The organism is Streptomyces sp. Alt3, assembly GCF_030719215.1.
In the GTDB taxonomy this organism is placed as follows: Bacteria; Actinomycetota; Actinomycetes; order Streptomycetales; family Streptomycetaceae; genus Streptomyces; species Streptomyces glycanivorans.
The window spans coordinates 5,389,265-5,406,763 of sequence record NZ_CP120983.1 but is presented as its reverse complement, the minus strand read 5'-3'; the positions used below and the strand labels follow the sequence as shown (position 1 = coordinate 5,406,763).

Annotated in this window: 14 protein-coding genes and 1 tRNA gene; 5 read left to right on the top strand and 10 right to left on the bottom strand. The window is 72.0% G+C overall.

Annotated features, from left to right (window positions below; genetic code table 11):
• Positions 1-76: 76 nt before the first annotated feature.
• The 7 genes from P8A20_RS23790 to P8A20_RS23760 all read right to left on the bottom strand — a co-directional run bounded on the left by P8A20_RS23790 (position 77) and on the right by P8A20_RS23760 (position 8,909).
• On the bottom strand, positions 77-772 hold the full coding sequence (locus P8A20_RS23790; RefSeq protein ID WP_147963465.1) for a DUF8010 domain-containing protein: 696 nt from the start codon (positions 770-772) through the stop codon (positions 77-79).
• Positions 769-1,191 (bottom strand): acyl-CoA thioesterase, encoded by a 423-nt coding sequence (locus P8A20_RS23785; protein WP_073746812.1) that lies wholly within the window; start codon positions 1,189-1,191, stop codon positions 769-771. Before P8A20_RS23785 ends, P8A20_RS23790 begins: the two co-directional genes overlap by 4 nt.
• Before the next feature lie 5 nt (positions 1,192-1,196).
• Positions 1,197-2,861 carry an energy-dependent translational throttle protein EttA gene (gene ettA, locus P8A20_RS23780; RefSeq protein WP_147963466.1) on the bottom strand — a complete coding sequence of 555 codons (1,665 nt, stop codon included), beginning with the start codon at positions 2,859-2,861 and terminating at the stop codon, positions 1,197-1,199.
• 207 nt (positions 2,862-3,068) lie between these two features.
• Positions 3,069-4,487 (bottom strand): Cys-Gln thioester bond-forming surface protein, encoded by a 1,419-nt coding sequence (locus P8A20_RS23775; protein WP_147963467.1) that lies wholly within the window; start codon positions 4,485-4,487, stop codon positions 3,069-3,071.
• 248 nt (positions 4,488-4,735) lie between these two features.
• Positions 4,736-5,161, bottom strand: coding sequence for a single-stranded DNA-binding protein (locus P8A20_RS23770; protein WP_306104224.1), 426 nt, complete (start codon positions 5,159-5,161; stop codon positions 4,736-4,738).
• 155 nt (positions 5,162-5,316) lie between these two features.
• On the bottom strand, positions 5,317-7,269 hold the full coding sequence (locus tag P8A20_RS23765; RefSeq protein ID WP_306104223.1) for a GTPase: 1,953 nt from the start codon (positions 7,267-7,269) through the stop codon (positions 5,317-5,319).
• Complete coding sequence (locus P8A20_RS23760; protein WP_147963470.1) at positions 7,266-8,909, bottom strand: GTPase domain-containing protein; 1,644 nt, start codon at positions 8,907-8,909, stop codon at positions 7,266-7,268. The genes P8A20_RS23765 and P8A20_RS23760 overlap by 4 nt, the downstream gene beginning before the upstream one ends.
• A gap of 319 nt (positions 8,910-9,228) precedes the next feature.
• Between P8A20_RS23760 and P8A20_RS23755 the strand changes: the two genes are divergently transcribed.
• Positions 9,229-9,301, top strand: a tRNA-Arg gene (locus P8A20_RS23755).
• A 516-nt stretch (positions 9,302-9,817) separates the two neighbouring features.
• Here the strand turns inward: P8A20_RS23755 and P8A20_RS23750 are convergent.
• Together P8A20_RS23750 and P8A20_RS23745 are read right to left on the bottom strand one after the other, a co-directional pair.
• Positions 9,818-10,387: a hypothetical protein gene (locus P8A20_RS23750; protein ID WP_306104222.1), complete on the bottom strand. Its 570-nt coding sequence runs from the start codon at positions 10,385-10,387 to the stop codon at positions 9,818-9,820.
• 253 nt (positions 10,388-10,640) lie between these two features.
• Complete coding sequence (locus P8A20_RS23745) at positions 10,641-11,237, bottom strand: NADPH-dependent FMN reductase (RefSeq protein WP_306104221.1); 597 nt, start codon at positions 11,235-11,237, stop codon at positions 10,641-10,643.
• Between the two features lie 112 nt (positions 11,238-11,349).
• On the opposite strand from P8A20_RS23745, the gene P8A20_RS23740 reads away from it, so the two are divergent.
• Positions 11,350-12,189, top strand: coding sequence for a helix-turn-helix domain-containing protein (locus tag P8A20_RS23740; protein WP_147963473.1), 840 nt, complete (start codon positions 11,350-11,352; stop codon positions 12,187-12,189).
• A gap of 32 nt (positions 12,190-12,221) precedes the next feature.
• Here the strand turns inward: P8A20_RS23740 and P8A20_RS23735 are convergent, their stop codons facing one another.
• Complete coding sequence (locus P8A20_RS23735; RefSeq protein ID WP_147963474.1) at positions 12,222-13,022, bottom strand: HAD-IIA family hydrolase; 801 nt, start codon at positions 13,020-13,022, stop codon at positions 12,222-12,224.
• Between the two features lie 120 nt (positions 13,023-13,142).
• Here P8A20_RS23735 and P8A20_RS23730 point away from each other — a divergent pair, with 120 nt between their 5' ends.
• The 3 genes from P8A20_RS23730 (at position 13,143) to P8A20_RS23720 (ending at position 17,454) form a co-directional block, all read left to right on the top strand.
• Entirely contained in the window at positions 13,143-14,417 is a 1,275-nt protein-coding gene (locus P8A20_RS23730; protein WP_306104220.1) for a phosphoribosyltransferase family protein, read from the top strand.
• A gap of 86 nt (positions 14,418-14,503) precedes the next feature.
• The gene (locus P8A20_RS23725; RefSeq protein ID WP_371934441.1) at positions 14,504-16,288 is read left to right on the top strand and encodes a serine/threonine protein kinase; all 1,785 of its coding nucleotides are present in this window, start codon (positions 14,504-14,506) and stop codon (positions 16,286-16,288) included.
• A 26-nt stretch (positions 16,289-16,314) separates the two neighbouring features.
• Positions 16,315-17,454: an FHA domain-containing protein gene (locus P8A20_RS23720; protein WP_147960790.1), complete on the top strand. Its 1,140-nt coding sequence runs from the start codon at positions 16,315-16,317 to the stop codon at positions 17,452-17,454.
• The last annotated feature ends 45 nt before the right edge of the window (positions 17,455-17,499 follow it).

Genomic DNA, 17,499 nt, shown 5'->3' with positions numbered 1-17,499 from the left:
CCGGCCGCGGAGGACCGGGCCCGGAGCCGGCCGTTCCGGCAAGAGGGGGGCTGTTCCGGCGGGAGGGGGCCGTTCCTCAGACGGTCCCGACCGTCACGGCGAGCGTGCCGAGGCCGCCGCCCGTGCCCCGCAGGGCGATCGAGCCGAACGGCGTGCGCAGCCGGAGCCAGGCGCCGGCCGTGAGCAGCGCGACGGGGAAGTCGGGGGCCGGGCGCAGGAAGCCGAGGGACTGCGCGGCGTGCACCGCGCGCAGCGGCAGTTCCGTGTCTCCGACGGTCCGGGACCAGATGTCGCGGCCGATCAGGTCGCGTTCCGCCCGGGTGCGCCGGTCCTCCGGCAACGCCGCGTCGCGGGACCGGAATTCGGCCACCGCGTCGGCGAGCCGGGTGCGGAGGTCCAGGGGTCCCGGCAGCCCGGGGCGTTCCCGCCAGCCTCCACGTGGTGGCAGCATCCCCGCCCACGGGGGCCCGGTGACGGCGGACGGGAGCGCGCTCACACCGGCCTCGCCGTCGGTGCCGTCCGTGTCCAGGGATTCGAGGAGTTCGCCGGCCGAGACCGTGACGTCGAACTCGTGGGTCGCCGACAGCCTGGCCGTCCGGATCGCGAGGACCTCGAACGACGGCGGCCGGCCGAATACGGCCAGTGCGCCGCCGCCCGCCTGGAGACGGACGGCGGCGGCCCGGTCGTAGTGCAGCAGTCGGCCGAGGAAGGCGGCGAGGTCCGCCGCCTCCCTCGCGTCGGCGAACCGCGGCGACCGTACGGGCACTGTCATACGACGGCGGGCTCCTGGTCGAGGTACTCCTGGAGGAAGAGCTTCTCCTCGGCGGTGATCCGCCGGGGCCGCTCCTCGGCCAGGTTGTAGGGCACGACGACCGTCGACGCCCGTACGTAGACCTGCTCGGGGTCCTTGACCTCGTAGGCGATCGTCAGGGACGCGGCCGTTATCTTCGTGACCCAGGACTCGATGGTCACCGGCGCGTGCCGGTGGACCAGCGGGCGCACGTAGTCGATCTCGTGCCTGGCCACGACCGAGCCGCCCGAGAAGGACGGCGAACCGTCCCCCGGCGCCAGCCGGAACATGAAGTCGATGCGCGCCTCCTCCAGGTAGCGGAGGAAGACCACGTTGTTCACGTGGCCGAAGGCATCCATGTCCGACCAGCGGAGTGGGCAGCTGTAGATGTGACGGGCCAACTCGATCAGCCTCGCGTGAGCTTCTTGTAGGTGGCACGGTGCGGGCGGGCCGCGTCCGCGCCGAGACGCTCGACCTTGTTCTTCTCGTACGACTCGAAGTTGCCCTCGAACCAGTACCACTTGGAGTCGCCCTCGTACGCCAGGATGTGCGTGGCGACGCGGTCCAGGAACCAGCGGTCGTGGGAGATGACCACCGCTGCACCGGGGAACTCCAGCAGCGCGTTCTCGAGCGAGGACAGGGTCTCGACGTCGAGGTCGTTGGTGGGCTCGTCGAGGAGCAGCAGGTTGCCGCCCTCCTTGAGCGTAAGCGCCAGGTTCAGACGGTTGCGCTCACCACCGGAGAGGACACCGGCGGGCTTCTGCTGGTCCGGGCCCTTGAAGCCGAACGCGGAGACGTACGCCCGCGAGGGCATCTCGACCTGGCCGACGTTGATGTAGTCCAGCTCGTCCGACACGACGGCCCAGAGGGTCTTCTTCGGGTCGATGTTGGCGCGGGACTGGTCGACGTAGGAGATCTTGACCGTGTCGCCGACCTTGATGGCGCCGGAGTCGGGGGTCTCCAGGCCCTGGATCATCTTGAACAGCGTGGTCTTGCCCGCACCGTTCGGACCGATGACGCCGACGATGCCGTTGCGCGGCAGCGTGAACGACAGGTCGTCGATGAGGACCTTGTCGCCGAAGGCCTTCGAGAGGTTCTCGACCTCGACGACGATGGAACCGAGCCGCGGGCCCGGCGGGATCTGGATCTCCTCGAAGTCCAGCTTCCGCATCTTGTCCGCCTCGGCCGCCATCTCCTCGTAACGGGCGAGACGTGCCTTGGACTTGGTCTGCCGGCCCTTGGCGTTGGAGCGGACCCACTCCAGCTCTTCCTTGAGCCGCTTGGCGCGCTTCTCGTCCTTGCGGCCCTCGACCTTGAGGCGGGTGGCCTTCTTGTCGAGGTACGTGGAGTAGTTGCCCTCGTAGGGCAGGGCGCGGCCCCGGTCGAGCTCGAGGATCCACTCGGCGACGTTGTTCAGGAAGTACCGGTCGTGCGTGACGGCGACGACGGCGCCCGCGTACTTCGAGAGGTGCTGCTCCAGCCAGTTCACCGACTCGGCGTCGAGGTGGTTGGTGGGCTCGTCGAGGAGGAGGAGGTCCGGGGCCTCGATGAGCAGCTTGCAGAGCGCCACACGGCGCTTCTCGCCGCCGGAGAGGTTGTTGACGGGCCAGTCGCCGGGCGGGCAGCCCAGGGCGTCCATGGCCTGCTCCAGCTGGGCGTCGAGGTCCCACGCGTTGGCGTGGTCCAGGTCCTCCTGGAGCTTGCCCATCTCGTCCATGAGCGCGTCGGAGTAGTCGGTCGCCATGAGCTCGGCGACCTCGTTGAAGCGCTTGAGCTTGCCCATGATCTCGGCGGCGCCGTCCTGGACGTTCTCCAGCACGGTCTTGCTCTCGTCGAGCTTCGGCTCCTGCATGAGGATGCCGACGCTGAACCCGGGCGAGATGAAGGCGTCGCCGTTGGACGGCTGCTCCAGGCCCGCCATGATCTTCAGCACCGTGGACTTACCGGCACCGTTGGGCCCCACGACACCGATCTTCGCGCCGGGCAGGAAGTTCAGGTTGACATCATCGAGAATCACCTTGTCGCCGTGCGCTTTGCGCGTCTTGCGCATGGTGTAGATGTACTCAGCCAAGAGAAACCGTCCGGCAGCAATAGAGGTGTGGGCAGATACACCCATCTTGCCTGACGTCCGTGCCCGGATGGAAACCCGTCCGGTCCCCGGTACGGGCCGGACCCCTTGGGGCGGCCCGCCCGGAGGGGCCCGGGGAACACGAAGGGCCTGGTACGGAGGTCCGTACCAGGCCCTTCACCGGCGCATTCCCGCTGCGCCTGTGCTCAGTCACTCACCGCTGGTCTGCGGCTTCTTGCGGCGGAGCATGAAGACCGCGCCGCCGCCGAGGACGACGAGGGCGATGGCGACACCCGCGATGACGGGGGTGGCGCTGGAACCGCCGGTCGCGGCGAGGTCACCCTCGGTGCCCGGGGTGCTCGCGGCGGGCGCGGGCGTGGGCTCGGAACCGGTCTGGGTCGTGGTGTCGTCACCCGGGGCCGGGGTGCCTGCGGTCTCGCAGTCCAGGACGCCCTTGAAGTTCTCGCTGAAGCCGCCGGGGCCGGTGATCGTGAAGTCGTAGGCCTCGTCCTCGCCGACCGGGACGGTCACCGTGCGGGTCTCACCGGCCGGGATGGTGTGCTCGGTACCGGCGAGCTCGAAGGTGAACGCCTCGTCACCGGTGTTGCTCGCGGTGATGTCGACGCCGCCCTTGGCGCAGTTCTTCTGCGCGGTGACCGCCGGGACGGCACCCTTCTCGGCCCAGGTGGCGGTCGCCGTCGCGGAGACGGTCGACTCGCTGGAGCCGGCGAGGATCATGGTCTGGCTCTTGGTGAGCCCGGCGAAGACCCGGCCGACCGGCACGGACGTGGTGGCCTGGACGGTCAGCGAGGCGGAGCCGTCGGTGGCGTCCTCGGGGACGGAGAAGTACAGGTCGGAACCGTCGGCGGCCTCGGTGACGGCCTTGCCGGCCTTGTCCGTGACCTGGACCCCGCTGGCGGCGGCGTCGGCGGGCGGTGCCACCGAGACCTGGCCGGCGTCGGTGTGGACGGTGATCGGACCCAGCTTCTCACCGGCCTTGCCGGAGACGGCGGCCGGAGACAGCCCCACGGACGCCTTGGGCTCCGCGACGTTCTGCGCGTTCGCCTCCAGCCAGTCGGCGAGCTTCTCGGCGTTCTCGTCCTTGGCCGTCACATCGGCCTTGTCGGAGAAGCGCCAGATGGCGACCTGGGTGCCGGCGGCGGCGGTCTTCTCGTTGAGCGGGCCGGTACCGGCCTCCTTGGCGAGCGCCGCGAAGTCGTTGACCTGCGGGTAGGAGTGCTGCAGGATCCAGCGCACCTTGCCGGCGTCCGCGTTGGCACCGAGCGAAGACTGGTCCCAGGGGGTCTCCAGGTACTTCGCGCCGTCCTTGGTGGGCGTGTGGAAGTCGATGCAGTACGTCTGGATCGTGCCGCCGCCGTCGACCTTCATCTCGAACAGGCCGGCGGGCAGCTCCTGGGGCTTCTTGCCCTCACCGGTGTTGAGCTGGGCGGTGCCGTAGGTCTTCAGACCGTCCAGTACGGCGACCGCACCACCCTGGTGCGCACCCGACTCGTCCGCGGGCGCGGCCGTGGCGGCCGTCGCTCCGACGATCGTTCCCGCGGCGACCAGCCCGGTGGCCAGCATCGCGGCGGCCGTCCTGACGAGACCGCGGCCCTTGCTCGGGCCCACTGGGGAGCCCTCCGTCGCCGCCGTGGACGACGAAGTGAACGCTGAAGACACAGAAATCACAGAATTCCCCTCCGGGCGAGGCCTTCACGCGTGGTGTGCGTGTGGGAGGTGCCTCGCCAGCAAACTCAAGTGCCGCATGAGTACGGGGGAATCGTAAGGAGCGAGCGGAGGGGAATCCCCCGTCATGCCGTCAGATAAGCATTCCGACTCGTAATCGTTATAGCCCTGTTCGGCGCGCCCCCTCCCCTTCAGGACACCGATGTCATTTCTGTGGCCGGTTTCTGACGGTGCGTAGGCGCTGTCAGGGCGGGGTCGCATCTGACCACGCGCCGGAACGCGGCCGTGCCCCTCGTCAGGTCGTGTCCCACCGCCACCGCGTCGATGTCCACGGAGGTCCGCCACACCCCGTCCCGCTCCTCCTCCCGCACCTTCAGACGGCCGTGGACGACGAGCGGCTCTCCGACGGAGACCGAACCGGACAGGTTCGCCGCGAGTGTCCGCCGTGCCCACACCGTGTAGAAGCCGGTGCTGCCGTCCGTCCAGACCTGCTGCTCCCGGTCCCACCGCCGGGGTGTCACAGCCAGCCGGAATCGCGCCGTCGATCCCGTCGCCGTCTCCCTGAAATCCACCGGGGTCGCCGCGTTTCCCACCAGCGTCACCATGGTCTCGTTCATTTCCCGTCCCCGATTCCCCGCGGCATTCCGTCCGCTTTCCGTCCCGCCGGCCGCCCCGCACCGACGCGGTGCGAGGACCGTGCGGTCCGGCGCCCGGGGCCGGACCGCTGAGACCATGCTGGACGGAAACGCGGAATCCCGCCGGGGCCTGTGGATCACGCACCGGTTGTGGAAAACTCCGTCACCGCCACATAGCGTTCCCGCACCTCCCGGTAGCGCGCCAGTTCCGCCGCCACCGGATCGAGGACCCTGGCCCTGCCGCAGCCGGCCGCCGCCTCGCGCAGGCGCCGCTCCGCCTCCTGCCCGTACCTGCGCGCCGGACCCCGCGCCGCGGCCGCGCACGACCACTCCACGAGCGGTCCGCCGATCACTCCCGCCAGCATGAGCAGAGCCGGGGTGAGCAGGCCGGGTTCGATCACGCCCACGATCTGGCCGAGCAGCCACAGGCCCCCGAAGATCTGGAGCAACGTCATCGAGGCCTGCGCGAAGACGGCCGCCGGCCACCACGCGGGGCGCGGCGGCCTGGTGCCACGCGTCACCGGGGCCCCGGTGACGGGTGCGGTCGCCCTGCCCGACGACGCGGAGCCACGCTTTCCCCGCCCCGCCGCCGTGGTGGACCCGCCCTGCCCGACGGGAGCGGATCCGGTGTCCGTGTTGCCTCCGCGGCCCCGGCCGCCGCCTCCCGACTGCGCGTTCCGTGACAGGTCGTCCAGCGCCTCGGGCAGTCCCTTCGCCCCGTTCACCGCCGCCTCGCGCACGGCCTGGGCCCATGGCGTGGGCAGCCCGTCGACGGCGTCGTCCGCCAACTGCCGCACGGCCTGTTCCACCCGTTGCCGGGCGGTCAGCTCCTCCTCCGGAGGTGCGAGCACCTGCGCCATCAGGTCGAGGCCCCCGAGCTGCCGGGTGGACTCGTACCAGCGCCAGAGCCGCAGCCAGGGAGTCCCGCAGGCCCGGCCCGCGTTCCTGCGCCACTCACGCTCCGCCGCCTGGCCGGCCGCCGCCGCTCCTACGGCCTCCGCGAGGCGCTCGGTGAACTCGTCGCGGGCCCGCTCGCCGAGTCCGGGCCGCCCGTCGGCGACGTACACCGACCGGAGCCGTGCCGCGGCCGCGTCCACGTCGGCGGACAGCCTGCGCGCCGCCGCGGTGCGGTCCTGGACGAACCTGCCGAGCAGTTCACGCAGGTCGCCCACCCCGGCCCCGCTGAGCGCGGACAGCGACATGACCGTGGCGCCGGGTTCGCCGTGTTCCCCCACCGCCATGCCGTCCTCGTCGAGCAGCCGGCGCAGATCGTCCAGCACCAGGTCGGCGGCCTCGCCGGACAGCCGGTCGATCTGGTTGAGCACGACGAAGGAGATCTCGGCGTGCCCGGCGAGCGGCCGCAGATAGCGTTCGTGCAGGGCGGCGTCGGCGTACTTCTCCGGGTCGACGACCCAGATCACCGCGTCGACCAGGGCCAGCACCCGGTCCACCTGATCCCGGTGCCCGGTCGCCGCCGAGTCGTGGTCGGGCAGGTCCACCAGGACGAGACCCTGCAGCGCCTCGTCGACGGCCGTACCGCCCTGCACCGGCCTGCGCCGGAGCCGTCCCGGGATGGCCAGCCGGTCGAGCAGCCCCGCGGCACCGTCGGTCCAACTGCAGGCGATGGGCGCCGAGGTGGTCGGCCTGCGCAGCCCCGTGTCGGAGATCTGCACGCCCGCGAGTGCGTTGAAGAGGGTGGACTTCCCGCTTCCGGTGGCCCCCGCGACGGCAACGACCGTGTGCCGGGCCGACAGCCGCTGGCGGGCCGACGCCTCGTCGAGCACGCGTCCGGCCTCGGCCAGGGTTCCGCCGTCGAGCCGGGCGCGGGAGAGTCCCACCAGCTCGCGCAGCGCGTCCAGCCGGGGCCTGAGCGAGCTGCCGGGCATCGCGTACGCCTCGGCCTCGGGCCCCGGTTCGTCCTGCGGGGGCCGTTCGGCCTCCAGCCTGTCCTGCGCGGCCTCGGCGGCGCGGCGGGCGATGAGCCCGTCGTCCCAGCGCCGCACGTCGTCGCCCGGGACCTCCGCCGGCCCCTCCCCTTCGGGCCCGTGTCCTTGTCCGTGGTCCCGGCCCTGGTCAGTGACGGCAGTCATCGCTGCCACCTCGCCTTCTGCAGTAGGGACAGCGCTGCGATGAGTTCGGCCTGTGGTTCGGGGGCGACCTCGAGCCCGTCCAGCGGGGCGAGCCGGCGATCGCGCTCACCCTGCATGACCTGGTCCAGGCAGCCGGTGAGCAGCGCCCCGCCCTTGTCGCGGAGGCGCAGCGCCCCCTGGGCGCCGATCCGTTCGGCGAGCTGCTCCCCCGCGCCCCTGGCGCGGCGCCCGCCGAGGAGGGCGGCGGCCAGGAGCGCCGCCACCGTCTCGGCGTCGGGCGCCGCGTTGCGTTCGAGCAGCCGCGCCTCCTCCTCGGCGAGTTCCTCCAGCACCCGCCGCCAGCGCCGTACGGCCATGCCGATCCGGCCCTGGATGTCCTCGGCGGGCCCCCACCCTCCGGCCTCACGGCCCGCGTCCTCGAACCGGAAGATCCCGGCGGCGGGCTCGCGTTGCCAGGTCGCGCGGATCTGCTCGTCGGAGGCCGCCACCGCGCACTGCAGCAGGGCCACCAGGCTCTCCACCAGCGCGTCCAGGAGTTCTCCCGCGGTGCTGTACAGCGGGTATCCGCGCCACCGGGTGCGTGCTCCGCCGGCCAGCACCGCGCCGTTGCCGAGCCGCCGCCGCACGCGTGCCAGCTCCTTCCCGTACGCCTCCTCGACCACGCCGGTGAGCCGCACGGCCGCCGCGTACTGCGCCGCCACCGCCCCGGCCAGCTCGGGCATCCGCACGTTGAGCGAGTCGATGACCCCGGTCGCCGTGCGTCCCACGGCCTGCTGACGGGCTGCCGGGTCCTGCGCCCGGTGGGTGAGCCAGGCGCGCAGGGGCGCGACGGCGGTGGTGGGCAGCAGTCCGCTGCCCCCGCCCGCGGACTCGGGGAGCTCCGGGATGGTGAAGCGGGGCACCTCGCCGAGACCGGCCCGGGTGAGCAGGGCGGCGTACTGCCGGGACACCTCGGCGATCACCTGGTGCGGCACCCGGTCCAGGACGGTGACCAGGGAGGCGTCGTACTCCTTGGCGGTGCGCAGCAGGTGCCACGGCACGGCGTCGGCGTACCGGGACGCGGTGGTCACCATCACCCATACGTCGGCTGCGCAGATGAGCTCGGCGGCCAGGACCCGGTTGCGTACGACGAGGGAGTCGATGTCGGGTGCGTCGAGCAGCGCGAGTCCCCTGGGCAGGGTCGCCGCGGTCTCGACCCGCAGCACGGTGTCGTCCCGGTCGCCGTCGATCCCCAGGTGGTCGAGGCCGTCCGGGTCCGGGACCTGCCCCGGAGGCAGCCACACCCGTGTCAGCTGGGGCAGCACCCGCACCCCGGCGAACCAGTGGTGGTCGTCCGGGTGGCAGACGAGCACGGGGGTGCGCGTGGTGGGGCGCAGCACCCCGGCCTCGCTGACCCGGCAACCCACCAGCGAGTTGACGAGCGTCGACTTGCCCGCGCCGGTGGATCCCCCGATGACCGCGAGCAACGGCGCCTCGGGGTCCTTGAGACGGGGTACGAGGTAGTCGTCGAGCTGGGCGAGCAGTTCGGTCCGCGTCTGCCGGGCGCGCGGGGCGCCCGGCAGCGGGAGTGGAAGACGCACGGCAGCGACACGGTCGCGCAGGGCGGAAAGTGCGTCGATGAGCTGGGGCCGTACATCCATGGTTACCACATGTGAAGAATGCCCAATTTTGGAGCCATTTTGAAGCGTATAGGCCCCTCTGCGCGGCGAATCCATCCCGGGGGACAGAGGGGACGAGTAGGGCGCAGGCATAACGAGTGCACAACGCCCGGGGCGCGAGGCGCGAAAAGCGATGCATGAATCGCACCTACCTGCGATTATCGGTTCGCTTCACCGAACCTCCACATCGTGCCACGCAGGTGAAGCAACCGGGACGAGGTGATCTGAGCCCTATCCTTGTCCCGGCAAGGTCCGCGGATGGCTTGAACCAGCGCCCTCCGGGGCATCAGGCCGACACCCGGCCCCCGTAGCTCAGTGGATAGAGCAGGCGCCTTCTAAGCGCTTGGCCGCAGGTTCGAGTCCTGCCGGGGGCGCTCAACGTGCACCACTGTGAGGCCCTCCACCCCGGAGGGCCTTTTCGCTGGTCAGGGGCACGTTACCGAGTGATGCGTAGCGGGAACGTAAGCGCCGGACCGGCCTCATGTGACCACGAGGACGGTCCGGCGCTGTCCGGCTGTCACCGGGCTTCCGACCGATCGGGCGTGTACAGCGAACGGCCGGCGCCCGCGCGTGGACCGTCGTATCGTGCGCTTGCGGTAAGCGTGAGGCAGCGGGGGGTAGGTCGCCGTGCCCGTGACCGCCCGCCCTCTTCCGCTCCTCGACACACTCACCGAAGCGCAGCGCCGCGGCGCCGACCGCGTGTTCCGTGCAACGCCCCTGCGTACCGAGCCGACGAGTGCGGCGTAGCGAACGCGTGAGCGCCGGGCCGGCCTCGCTCGGCTGCGAGGGCGGTCCGGCACGGTCGGTCTTCCGGGTACCGGGGCGGCGCGCGGCGTGACTCCGTCCGCCGACAGACCCCGGGACTCCTTGCTCCTGGGACGATCAGCGATTCACTTCTTCACCGGCGGGCAGGTCCCCGTGTCCTCGCCGATGGAGTTGATCTCGGCGTTCGACCGCGAGTCGTCCGCGTAGTCGATCTGGTCCGTGCACTTCGTGTCAGGGTCCTTCGGCGTACCCGACCCCTCACCGGCCTTCTGCACCGGCGGGCACGTCCCCGTGTCCTCGCCGATGGAGTTGATCTCGGCGTTCGACCGCGAGTCGTCCGCGTAGTTGATCTGGTCCGTGCACTTCGTGTCAGGGTCCTTCGGCGTACCCGACCCCTCACCGGCCTTCTGCACCGGCGGGCACGTCCCCGTGTCCTCACCGATGGAGTTGATCTCGGCGTTCGACCGCGAGTCACCCGCGTAGTTGACCTGGTCCGTGCACTTCGTGCCGGACTCCGCAGGCGTGTCGGACGACTTGCCCTCCGCGGTGCCGGACTGCGGGGTGTCCGAGGCCGTCACCGACGAGCTGCTCGCAGAGGAGGACGCGTCGCCGCCACCGTCGTTGTTGCATGCCGTCAGCGCCAGGCCGAGGGCCACGGCGGTCATGGTCAGTACCGAGATCTTCCGAGTGCGCATGCTGGTCTTTCCTCTGCGTGGGGGAGCGGGCGACTGGGCTGGGCGGTTGTTCGCCCGTGTGGCTTTCTGCCTCCCGAGACGGCCGGTGGGGTTGCACGAGTTGCCTCTTGATCGTCTTCAGGACACGTTCGTGACATGCCGGTGGTCGCGTCGTGAAGTCCGCATCGGGCATCGACGCGGGTGAGCGCAGCGCGCGCGGGAGCGCCGGACCACCCTCCAGGTCGCGCAGGGGAGGTCCGGCGCCGGGTTCCCGTCAGGCGGGGTACGGGTTCGCCTCGCGCGCCGCCCGGAGGGCACCCGCCCACCAGGCCAGTTGTTCGAGCAGCGTCTTGGCGTACCCGGGGGCCCCGGGGTCGAGGGGGCGGCCGTCCTCCCACGCCGTGTAGTAGTTCGGGAAGGCGAGACCGTCGCGGATCGTGACGGCGTGCAGTTCGGTCAGTACGTTCTCCAGGTGCAGCACCGCGTGCCGGCCGCCCGCCGCCCCGCCGTAACTCACGAACGCGACGGGCTTGGCCGTCCACTGGGTGAAGTGCCAGTCGATGGCGGCCTTCAGCGACGCGGGATAGCTGTGGTTGTACTCCGGCGAGACCACGACGAACGCGTCGGCGCCCTCCAGGGCCGACGTCAGCGCCGCCATCCCGGCCGGGCGGGGATAGTCGTCCCCGGCGTACTTCGGCGACGCCGCCGGAAGCTCCAACGGGATGTCGAGATCGGCCAGATCGACGATGCCGACGTCGAACGCGCCGTGGGCTGCCGCCTGTTCGGCGACCCATGAGGCCACGACCGGGCCGAACCGTCCCTCGCGAACGCTTCCGACGAGGATCACCAGCTTGTGCCTGTTGCTGTCCATGCCCTCACGATCGGACCACGCCGCGGCCACAGCCAGACCGTGCTCAGGCTGGCCCCCGCAGGGCCTCCCTCGGCCCTCCGCGATCCGCCCGCCGCGCCCTATCCTCGAACGCATGGGGACGCCGTTGGGAGACTTCATCCGGGCCAGACGTGACAGCATCCAGCCGCAGTCGCTGGGCCTGCCGGACCACGGGCGGCGCAGGGCACCGGGGCTGCGGCGCTCGGACCTCGCCGGGCGTGCCGGTATCAGCGTGGAGTACTTGACCCGCCTGGAGCAGGGCCGTGACCGCAACCCCTCGGTCGCGGTGGTGAACGCGGTCGCGGACGCGCTCAGCCTCAGCGCCTCCGAGCGCGAGCATCTGCGCTTCCTCTCGAAGATCACCGGCGGCGAGTGCACCGCCCACGCCCGGCCCGCACCGCCGCTCCGGGAGGTCCGCCCGCAGGTACTGGAGACGCTCCGCCTCCTCGAACCGGGCATCGCCATGGTGACCAACCGGCTGGGCGACGTCCTCGCCCGCACCAGCGCGTACGAGTCGGTGACCGGCGGGACCGGGCTTCTCGACTCCGACGCCCCGAACCTCACCCGCTACGTCTTCACCGACCCCCGCGCCCGGACGTTCTTCGCCGACTGGGACGCCGTCGCCGACGAGCAGGCCTTCGACCTGTGGCTCGCGCCGTCCATCGGGAGCTCCGAGCGGCTCACCGCGGAACTCGCCCCCGTAGCGGGCCCCGACTTCACCCGCCGCCTGAACAGCCATGAGGTCCCGCGACGCGGAGCCCTCCGCCTCAAGCACCCGGCCGGGGGCGAACTCCGACTGCTCCGCGAGACGCTCGACCTCGCCTCGGACGCCCAGCAACTGGTCGTCTTCCTCCCCGCCGACGAGGAGACGTCGCAGGCGCTGGCCCGGCTCCCCGACCTGCCGACGCACGGGCGACTCCGGGCCATCTCGTAACAGCGGTCCGGCCGGAGCTCCCCCAACTTCACTCAGCGGCCCGACCGTTCCAGCAGCGCGGGTACGTCCGCGAAGGAGTCGACCACGTGGTCCGGGGTGCCGTCGGCCGCCGCGTGGGTCTCCGGCCGGTACTTGCCTGTTCTGACCAGTGCCCCGGTGATGCCGTGGCGCTGGGCGGCCAGCACGTCCGTCTCGATGTCGTCGCCCACCATCAGCGTCCGGGCGGGGTCGGCACCGAGGTGTGCCAGCGCCGCGGCGAAGAACGCCCCGGACGGCTTGCCGGTGACGACGGCCTCGGTGCGCGCGGCGCGCTCCAGGCCGAGGAGGAAGGCGCCGGTGTCGAGGTCGAGTCCGCCGGCGGTGCGCCAGTACAAATTGCGGTGCATGGCGACGAGGGCCGCGCCCCGCTGGACGAGGTGGAAGGCCCGGTTGAGCGCGGCGTAGGTGAAGGCGGAGCCGGCGCCGCCGAGGACGACGACGTCGGGGACGGCGCCCTCGGTGTCCTCCTCCTCGACGAGGGGCACCCCGGACAGGTCACCCCGGACGTCACCGGTGTTGATCAGCAGGCAGCGGGCTCCGGGGTGGTGCTCGCGCAGGTGGGTCGCGGTGACGGCGGGCGCCGTGAGGATGTCGTCGGGACCGACGGAGAAGCCCGCATCCGCGAGCCGCCGGGCGATCGCGGCGCGCGTCCGGGACGTCGTGTTGGTGACCAGCGCCAGCGGCACCTCCGCGGCCCGCAGGGCCTCCATGGCCTCCACCGCACCGGGCAGCGGCTCCCAGGACACGGTGAGTACGCCGTCGATGTCGATCAGGACCGCGCCGATTCGCTCCATACGACCGACCGTCCCCGACTTGCCGAACCGGCGCAAATGGGATTGTTTCGAAGGTGGGGGATGTGCGTGTGCGTTCCGTGCTCCCCCACTGACGAGTACCTCTCCTGGAGGTGAACCACCGTGCAGTTCACCGACCGCACGGACGCCGGGCGCCGGCTCGCCGCGGCGCTGCGGCATCTGGGGAAACACGAACCCGTCGTCCTGGGGCTGCCGCGCGGCGGGGTACCGGTGGCCTACGAGGTCGCGCAGGCCCTGGGCGCCCCGCTCGATGTGATCGTGGTCCGCAAGCTCGGGGTCCCGTACCACCCCGAACTGGGGTTCGGCGCCATCGGCGAGGGCGGGGTGCGGGTCATCAGCGAGGAGATCGTCCGTCGTACCGGGGTCGGCGAGAAGGACCTGGTGGCCGTGGAACGCACCGAGGCGGCGGAGCTCGTCCGGCGGGCGCACGCCTACCGGGAGGGGCGGCCCCGCCTGTCGCTGGAGGGGCGCGCGGTGGTCGTGGTGGACGACGGGGTCGCCACCGGGGCGACCGCGAGGGCTGCCTGCCAGGTGGTGCGGGCCCAGGGCGCCGCCCATGTCGTCCTGGCCGTACCGGTCGCGTCGCCGGATGTCGCCGCCAGGCTGCGCGAGGACGTCGACGAGGTCGTCTGCCTGTCCACGCCGAGCCTCTTCTCCGCCGTCGGCGAGTGGTACCGGGACTTCTCCCAGACGTCCGACGAGGAGGTCGTCGCCCTGCTGGCGCGGGCTTCCGCCGATGTCGCCACGGCCGAGGAGGTCGAGGTGGACGCGGGCGGGGTACCGCTCTCCGGGGATCTGGTGCTCCCGGCGGACGCCGGGGCGGTCGTGGTGTTCGCCCACGGTTCGGGCAGCAGCCGCCACAGTCCGCGCAACCGTTCCGTGGCCGCGGTCCTGAACCGCGCCGGCCTGGGCACGCTGCTCTTCGACCTGCTCACGCCCGGTGAGGAGGTCTACCGTGCGAACGTCTTCGACATCGGGTTGCTCGCCGGGCGGCTGGCCGACACCACCCGCTGGCTGAGGAACCGCGTGGATCTCCCGGTCGGCTCGTTCGGGGCGAGCACGGGAGCGGCTGCGGCGCTGCGGGCCGCCTCCGCTGCCGACTCGGGCGTCGGCGCCGTGGTCTCCCGTGGCGGGCGCCCCGATCTGGCCGGTGCCGACCTGTCCGGGGTACGGGCTCCCACCCTGCTCGTCGTGGGCGGTGACGACACCACGGTGATCGGCCTCAACCGGCAGGCGCAGGCCGCGCTGCACTGCGAGAACCGGCTGGAGATCGTCCCGGGTGCGACCCATCTGTTCGAGGAGCCGGGCGCCCTGGACCGGGTCGCGGACCTCGCCCAGGACTGGTTCACAGCACATCTTCTTCCGCGTCGTCCGTAACCTCCCAGGACGCACCGAACGTACGAACTCACTTTCACAAGAAGTGATTTGACAGAGCATCAGCTGTCGTAGGCTCCCGTTCGGGCATTTTCGGCAGGGACGAGCAGGGGAGGCTCCCCATCAGCACCGACGGCGACATCTTCAGACCTCTTGGCCCCCAGGATCCGGGCGAGACCGCCGGGTACCGGCTCCTCGCCCGCATCGGCGAGGGCGGCATGGGCACCGTCTACCTCTCGCACACCCGGGGCGGTCAGGCCGTCGCCCTGAAGCTGATCCGGCAGGAGTTCGGGGACGACCCCGAATTCCGCCGCCGGTTCGAACAGGAGGTACAGGCGGCCCGTCGGGTGCAGGGCTACCACCTGGTACCCGTGGTCGACCACGACACCTCGGGGCCCCTCCCCTGGCTGGCTTCGGTCTACGTCCCCGGAGTGTCGCTCCAGAACGCCCTGGAGACGTTCGGGCCGTTGCCCCTCCCCGCCGTGTTCCAGCTCGTCGGCTGCACCGCGCAGGCCCTGGCCGCGATCCACGCGGCGGGTGTCGTGCACCGCGACCTCAAGCCCGGCAACGTCCTTCTCGGCCCGGCCGGGCCCTGCGTCATCGACTTCGGCATCGCACGCGCCGTCGACGCCACCCAGCTCACCCGCAGCGGCGGTCTCATCGGAACCCCGCAGTTCATGTCGCCGGAACACGCCCTCGGTGACTCCGTCGGACCGGCCTCGGACGTGTTCTCCCTCGGCCTGATCGCGGCTCTCGCGGCCACCGGCCGCCACCCCTACGGATCGGGCGGCGTGATCACCGTCGCCGCGCAGATAGCCAACACCTCCCACCGGCCTCCCCAGCTGGACGACTACCCCGACCCGCTGCGTCCGCTCCTGGAGCGCTGCCTGACCGCCGACCCCCTGGAACGCATCGCGCCGGCCGAGCTGGCCCAGCTGTGCGAGCAGGCGGCAGGCCGGTCACTGCGCGACTTCGACGACTGGCTGCCCCCGGCGCTCGCCGCGGAGATCTCCCGGCGCGAGCAGGCCTCCCGGCAGCCCCTGCCGGCCCCCGACCGGGGCACGGCGGAGACCGGGCCGGGTCAGGGAGCCACGGTGCCGCCCGGCACCGGCCCGGGCCTGCCGCCCGCCTCCTCGGGCACCTGGGCGCCGGCCCCGCCGGGCACCGCGCCCCGGCACCCCACCACGGCCCCGCCCGCACCCACGCGGCCCGCCCGGCGCGTCCCGCCCGCCCTGCTGGTGGCCGGGGCGGTGATCGCGCTCGTCATCGCCGTCACCGCGACCTGGATGATCGCGAGGCCCGACGGCGAGGGCACAGACACGTCCGCGGGCCCGCGTACGACCGCGGGAACCGGCAGCACCTCCGCGTCCCCGAAGGAGAGCGCGTCCGCCGGGCCGGGGCAGGGGGGATCGAACGCCCCGGCGGAGCAGGCCACCTACACCGAGGTCTTCGCGGGCAAGCCGCTCACGATCCGCGCGCCCGCCTACGGCACCGGCACCCACGTGGACCTGGACGCACCGAAGCTGTTCCCGAAGGGCATGATCGGCGAGGTCGAGGACCTGGAGATGACGTATCAGGACTGGTCCAACGACGACCTGCAGTTCCTCACCCCCATGGGCAGGAGCGCGGGCAAGGAGCCGCAGCAGTGCCGCGACGGTGCCGACACGGACACCCTGCCGTCGAGCATCCTCGCGGAGGACCTGAAGGCCGGCGAGGTCATCTCCGAGGGCACGATCCTCTGCACGGTCACCGCCGAGGGCAACCTCGCGATGCTGGAGATCACCGACGTCCTTCCGAACTCGGTGAAGGGCGACCTCGCCAACGAGCTGCCCGACTTCGTGACGAAGCTGACCCTCTGGAAGATCGACGAGTAGCGGCCGGCGGCGCGGAGGCCGATCCGATGGACAAGCACCTCACCACCGACTTCCACGAGGCCTGCTTCCTCGTGGACCTGTCCAACGTCGTACGCGACCGGAGGCTCGGGGAGCCAGGCGCCCGGTCGCTGCGCCGGCTGCGGCTGCTCGTGGAGGCCGCGAAGGCACTGGCACGCGACCCGGACGTCAAGCTGTATCTGGTCGCTGACACGAGCCTGCGCCACGGCGGACGCCGGGAGTTCGGCGATCCGGCGGACATCCGGCTGCTCGGGAGCTGGGTGCGCCGCGGCCTGGTCGAGGAGCTGCCCGACGCCGACGACCGGCTGCTGGAACTCTGCGAGCTGACCGGCATCCCGGTCGTCACGGGCGACCGCTTCCGAGGCGCGCGGGGTGAACGCCCCTGGCTCCAGGGGAACACCGACGACTTCCTGGAGCCACTCCCGGGCCCGGGCGGAACCGTCCGTCTCGTACCCGTCGACATGGGCGTCGCCGCCGCCGTGGCCATCTCCATGAAGCTGGAGGAGGACGCCCTCAAGAAGCAGGGCCTGCTGGACTCGCGCCGCAGGCCCCGCTTCGACGTGGTGAGCCGCAACTGGCGCTGCGAGGACCGGCGCTGCACGCTCTACGACACCGCCAGGGGCGCCGCGGCGCTGCTCCCCCGGATGCGCCGCGGCGCACCGACGTGCGAGGTACACGGAGGTGTCCTCTCCGACGACGGCCCCCGCACCGCCACCGTCCAGCTGAAACTGCTGCTGGACGGGGAGCTGAAGGCGAGGTTCACGCTGGAGAACGGCACGACGGTGCCCGTCGGCAGGGCCCCCGGCCCGGCGGGGATCGCCCTCCACGGGCTCGTCCCGCCCGAGCGGACCGCCGGCCTCAGCCGCGTCCACGTGAGCCTGCGGATCAGCGACGGGATCGTCCACGTCCTGGACCGGAGCAGCTACGCGACCACCCGGTGGCGCTCCTCCGCGGGGCGTGGCGGGCCCGGTGCCTGGCGGGCGCTCGGCACGGCGGAGGAGCGCTTCGGCGGCGGGGACGAAATCCTGCTGGTGGAGGGAGTGGTGCTGGCCCGGAGCGGGCGCCGCTTCCCCACCGAGCTGGCCCAGGAGTGGCAACGGCGCAGGCCGTTGCCACCCGGCGCGGCTGACGTGACCAGGAAGCACTGACCCGGACACGTCGTCCGGGAGCCACCCGGCCCGCGTCAGCCCCGT

What these genes read in the sequence shown, in the direction of transcription:
- P8A20_RS23770 (WP_306104224.1), bottom strand. Translation starts at nt 5,161, where the DNA reads ATGAACGAGACCATGGTGACGCTGGTGGGAAACGCGGCGACCCCGGTG.
- P8A20_RS23790 (WP_147963465.1), bottom strand. Translation starts at nt 772, where the DNA reads ATGACAGTGCCCGTACGGTCGCCGCGGTTCGCCGACGCGAGGGAGGCG.
- P8A20_RS23735 (WP_147963474.1), bottom strand. Translation starts at nt 13,022, where the DNA reads ATGGAGCGAATCGGCGCGGTCCTGATCGACATCGACGGCGTACTCACC.
- P8A20_RS23765 (WP_306104223.1), bottom strand. Translation starts at nt 7,269, where the DNA reads ATGACTGCCGTCACTGACCAGGGCCGGGACCACGGACAAGGACACGGG.
- P8A20_RS23740 (WP_147963473.1), top strand. Translation starts at nt 11,350, where the DNA reads ATGGGGACGCCGTTGGGAGACTTCATCCGGGCCAGACGTGACAGCATC.
- P8A20_RS23750 (WP_306104222.1), bottom strand. Translation starts at nt 10,387, where the DNA reads ATGCGCACTCGGAAGATCTCGGTACTGACCATGACCGCCGTGGCCCTC.
- P8A20_RS23760 (WP_147963470.1), bottom strand. Translation starts at nt 8,909, where the DNA reads ATGGATGTACGGCCCCAGCTCATCGACGCACTTTCCGCCCTGCGCGAC.
- P8A20_RS23745 (WP_306104221.1), bottom strand. Translation starts at nt 11,237, where the DNA reads ATGGACAGCAACAGGCACAAGCTGGTGATCCTCGTCGGAAGCGTTCGC.
- P8A20_RS23720 (WP_147960790.1), top strand. Translation starts at nt 16,315, where the DNA reads ATGGACAAGCACCTCACCACCGACTTCCACGAGGCCTGCTTCCTCGTG.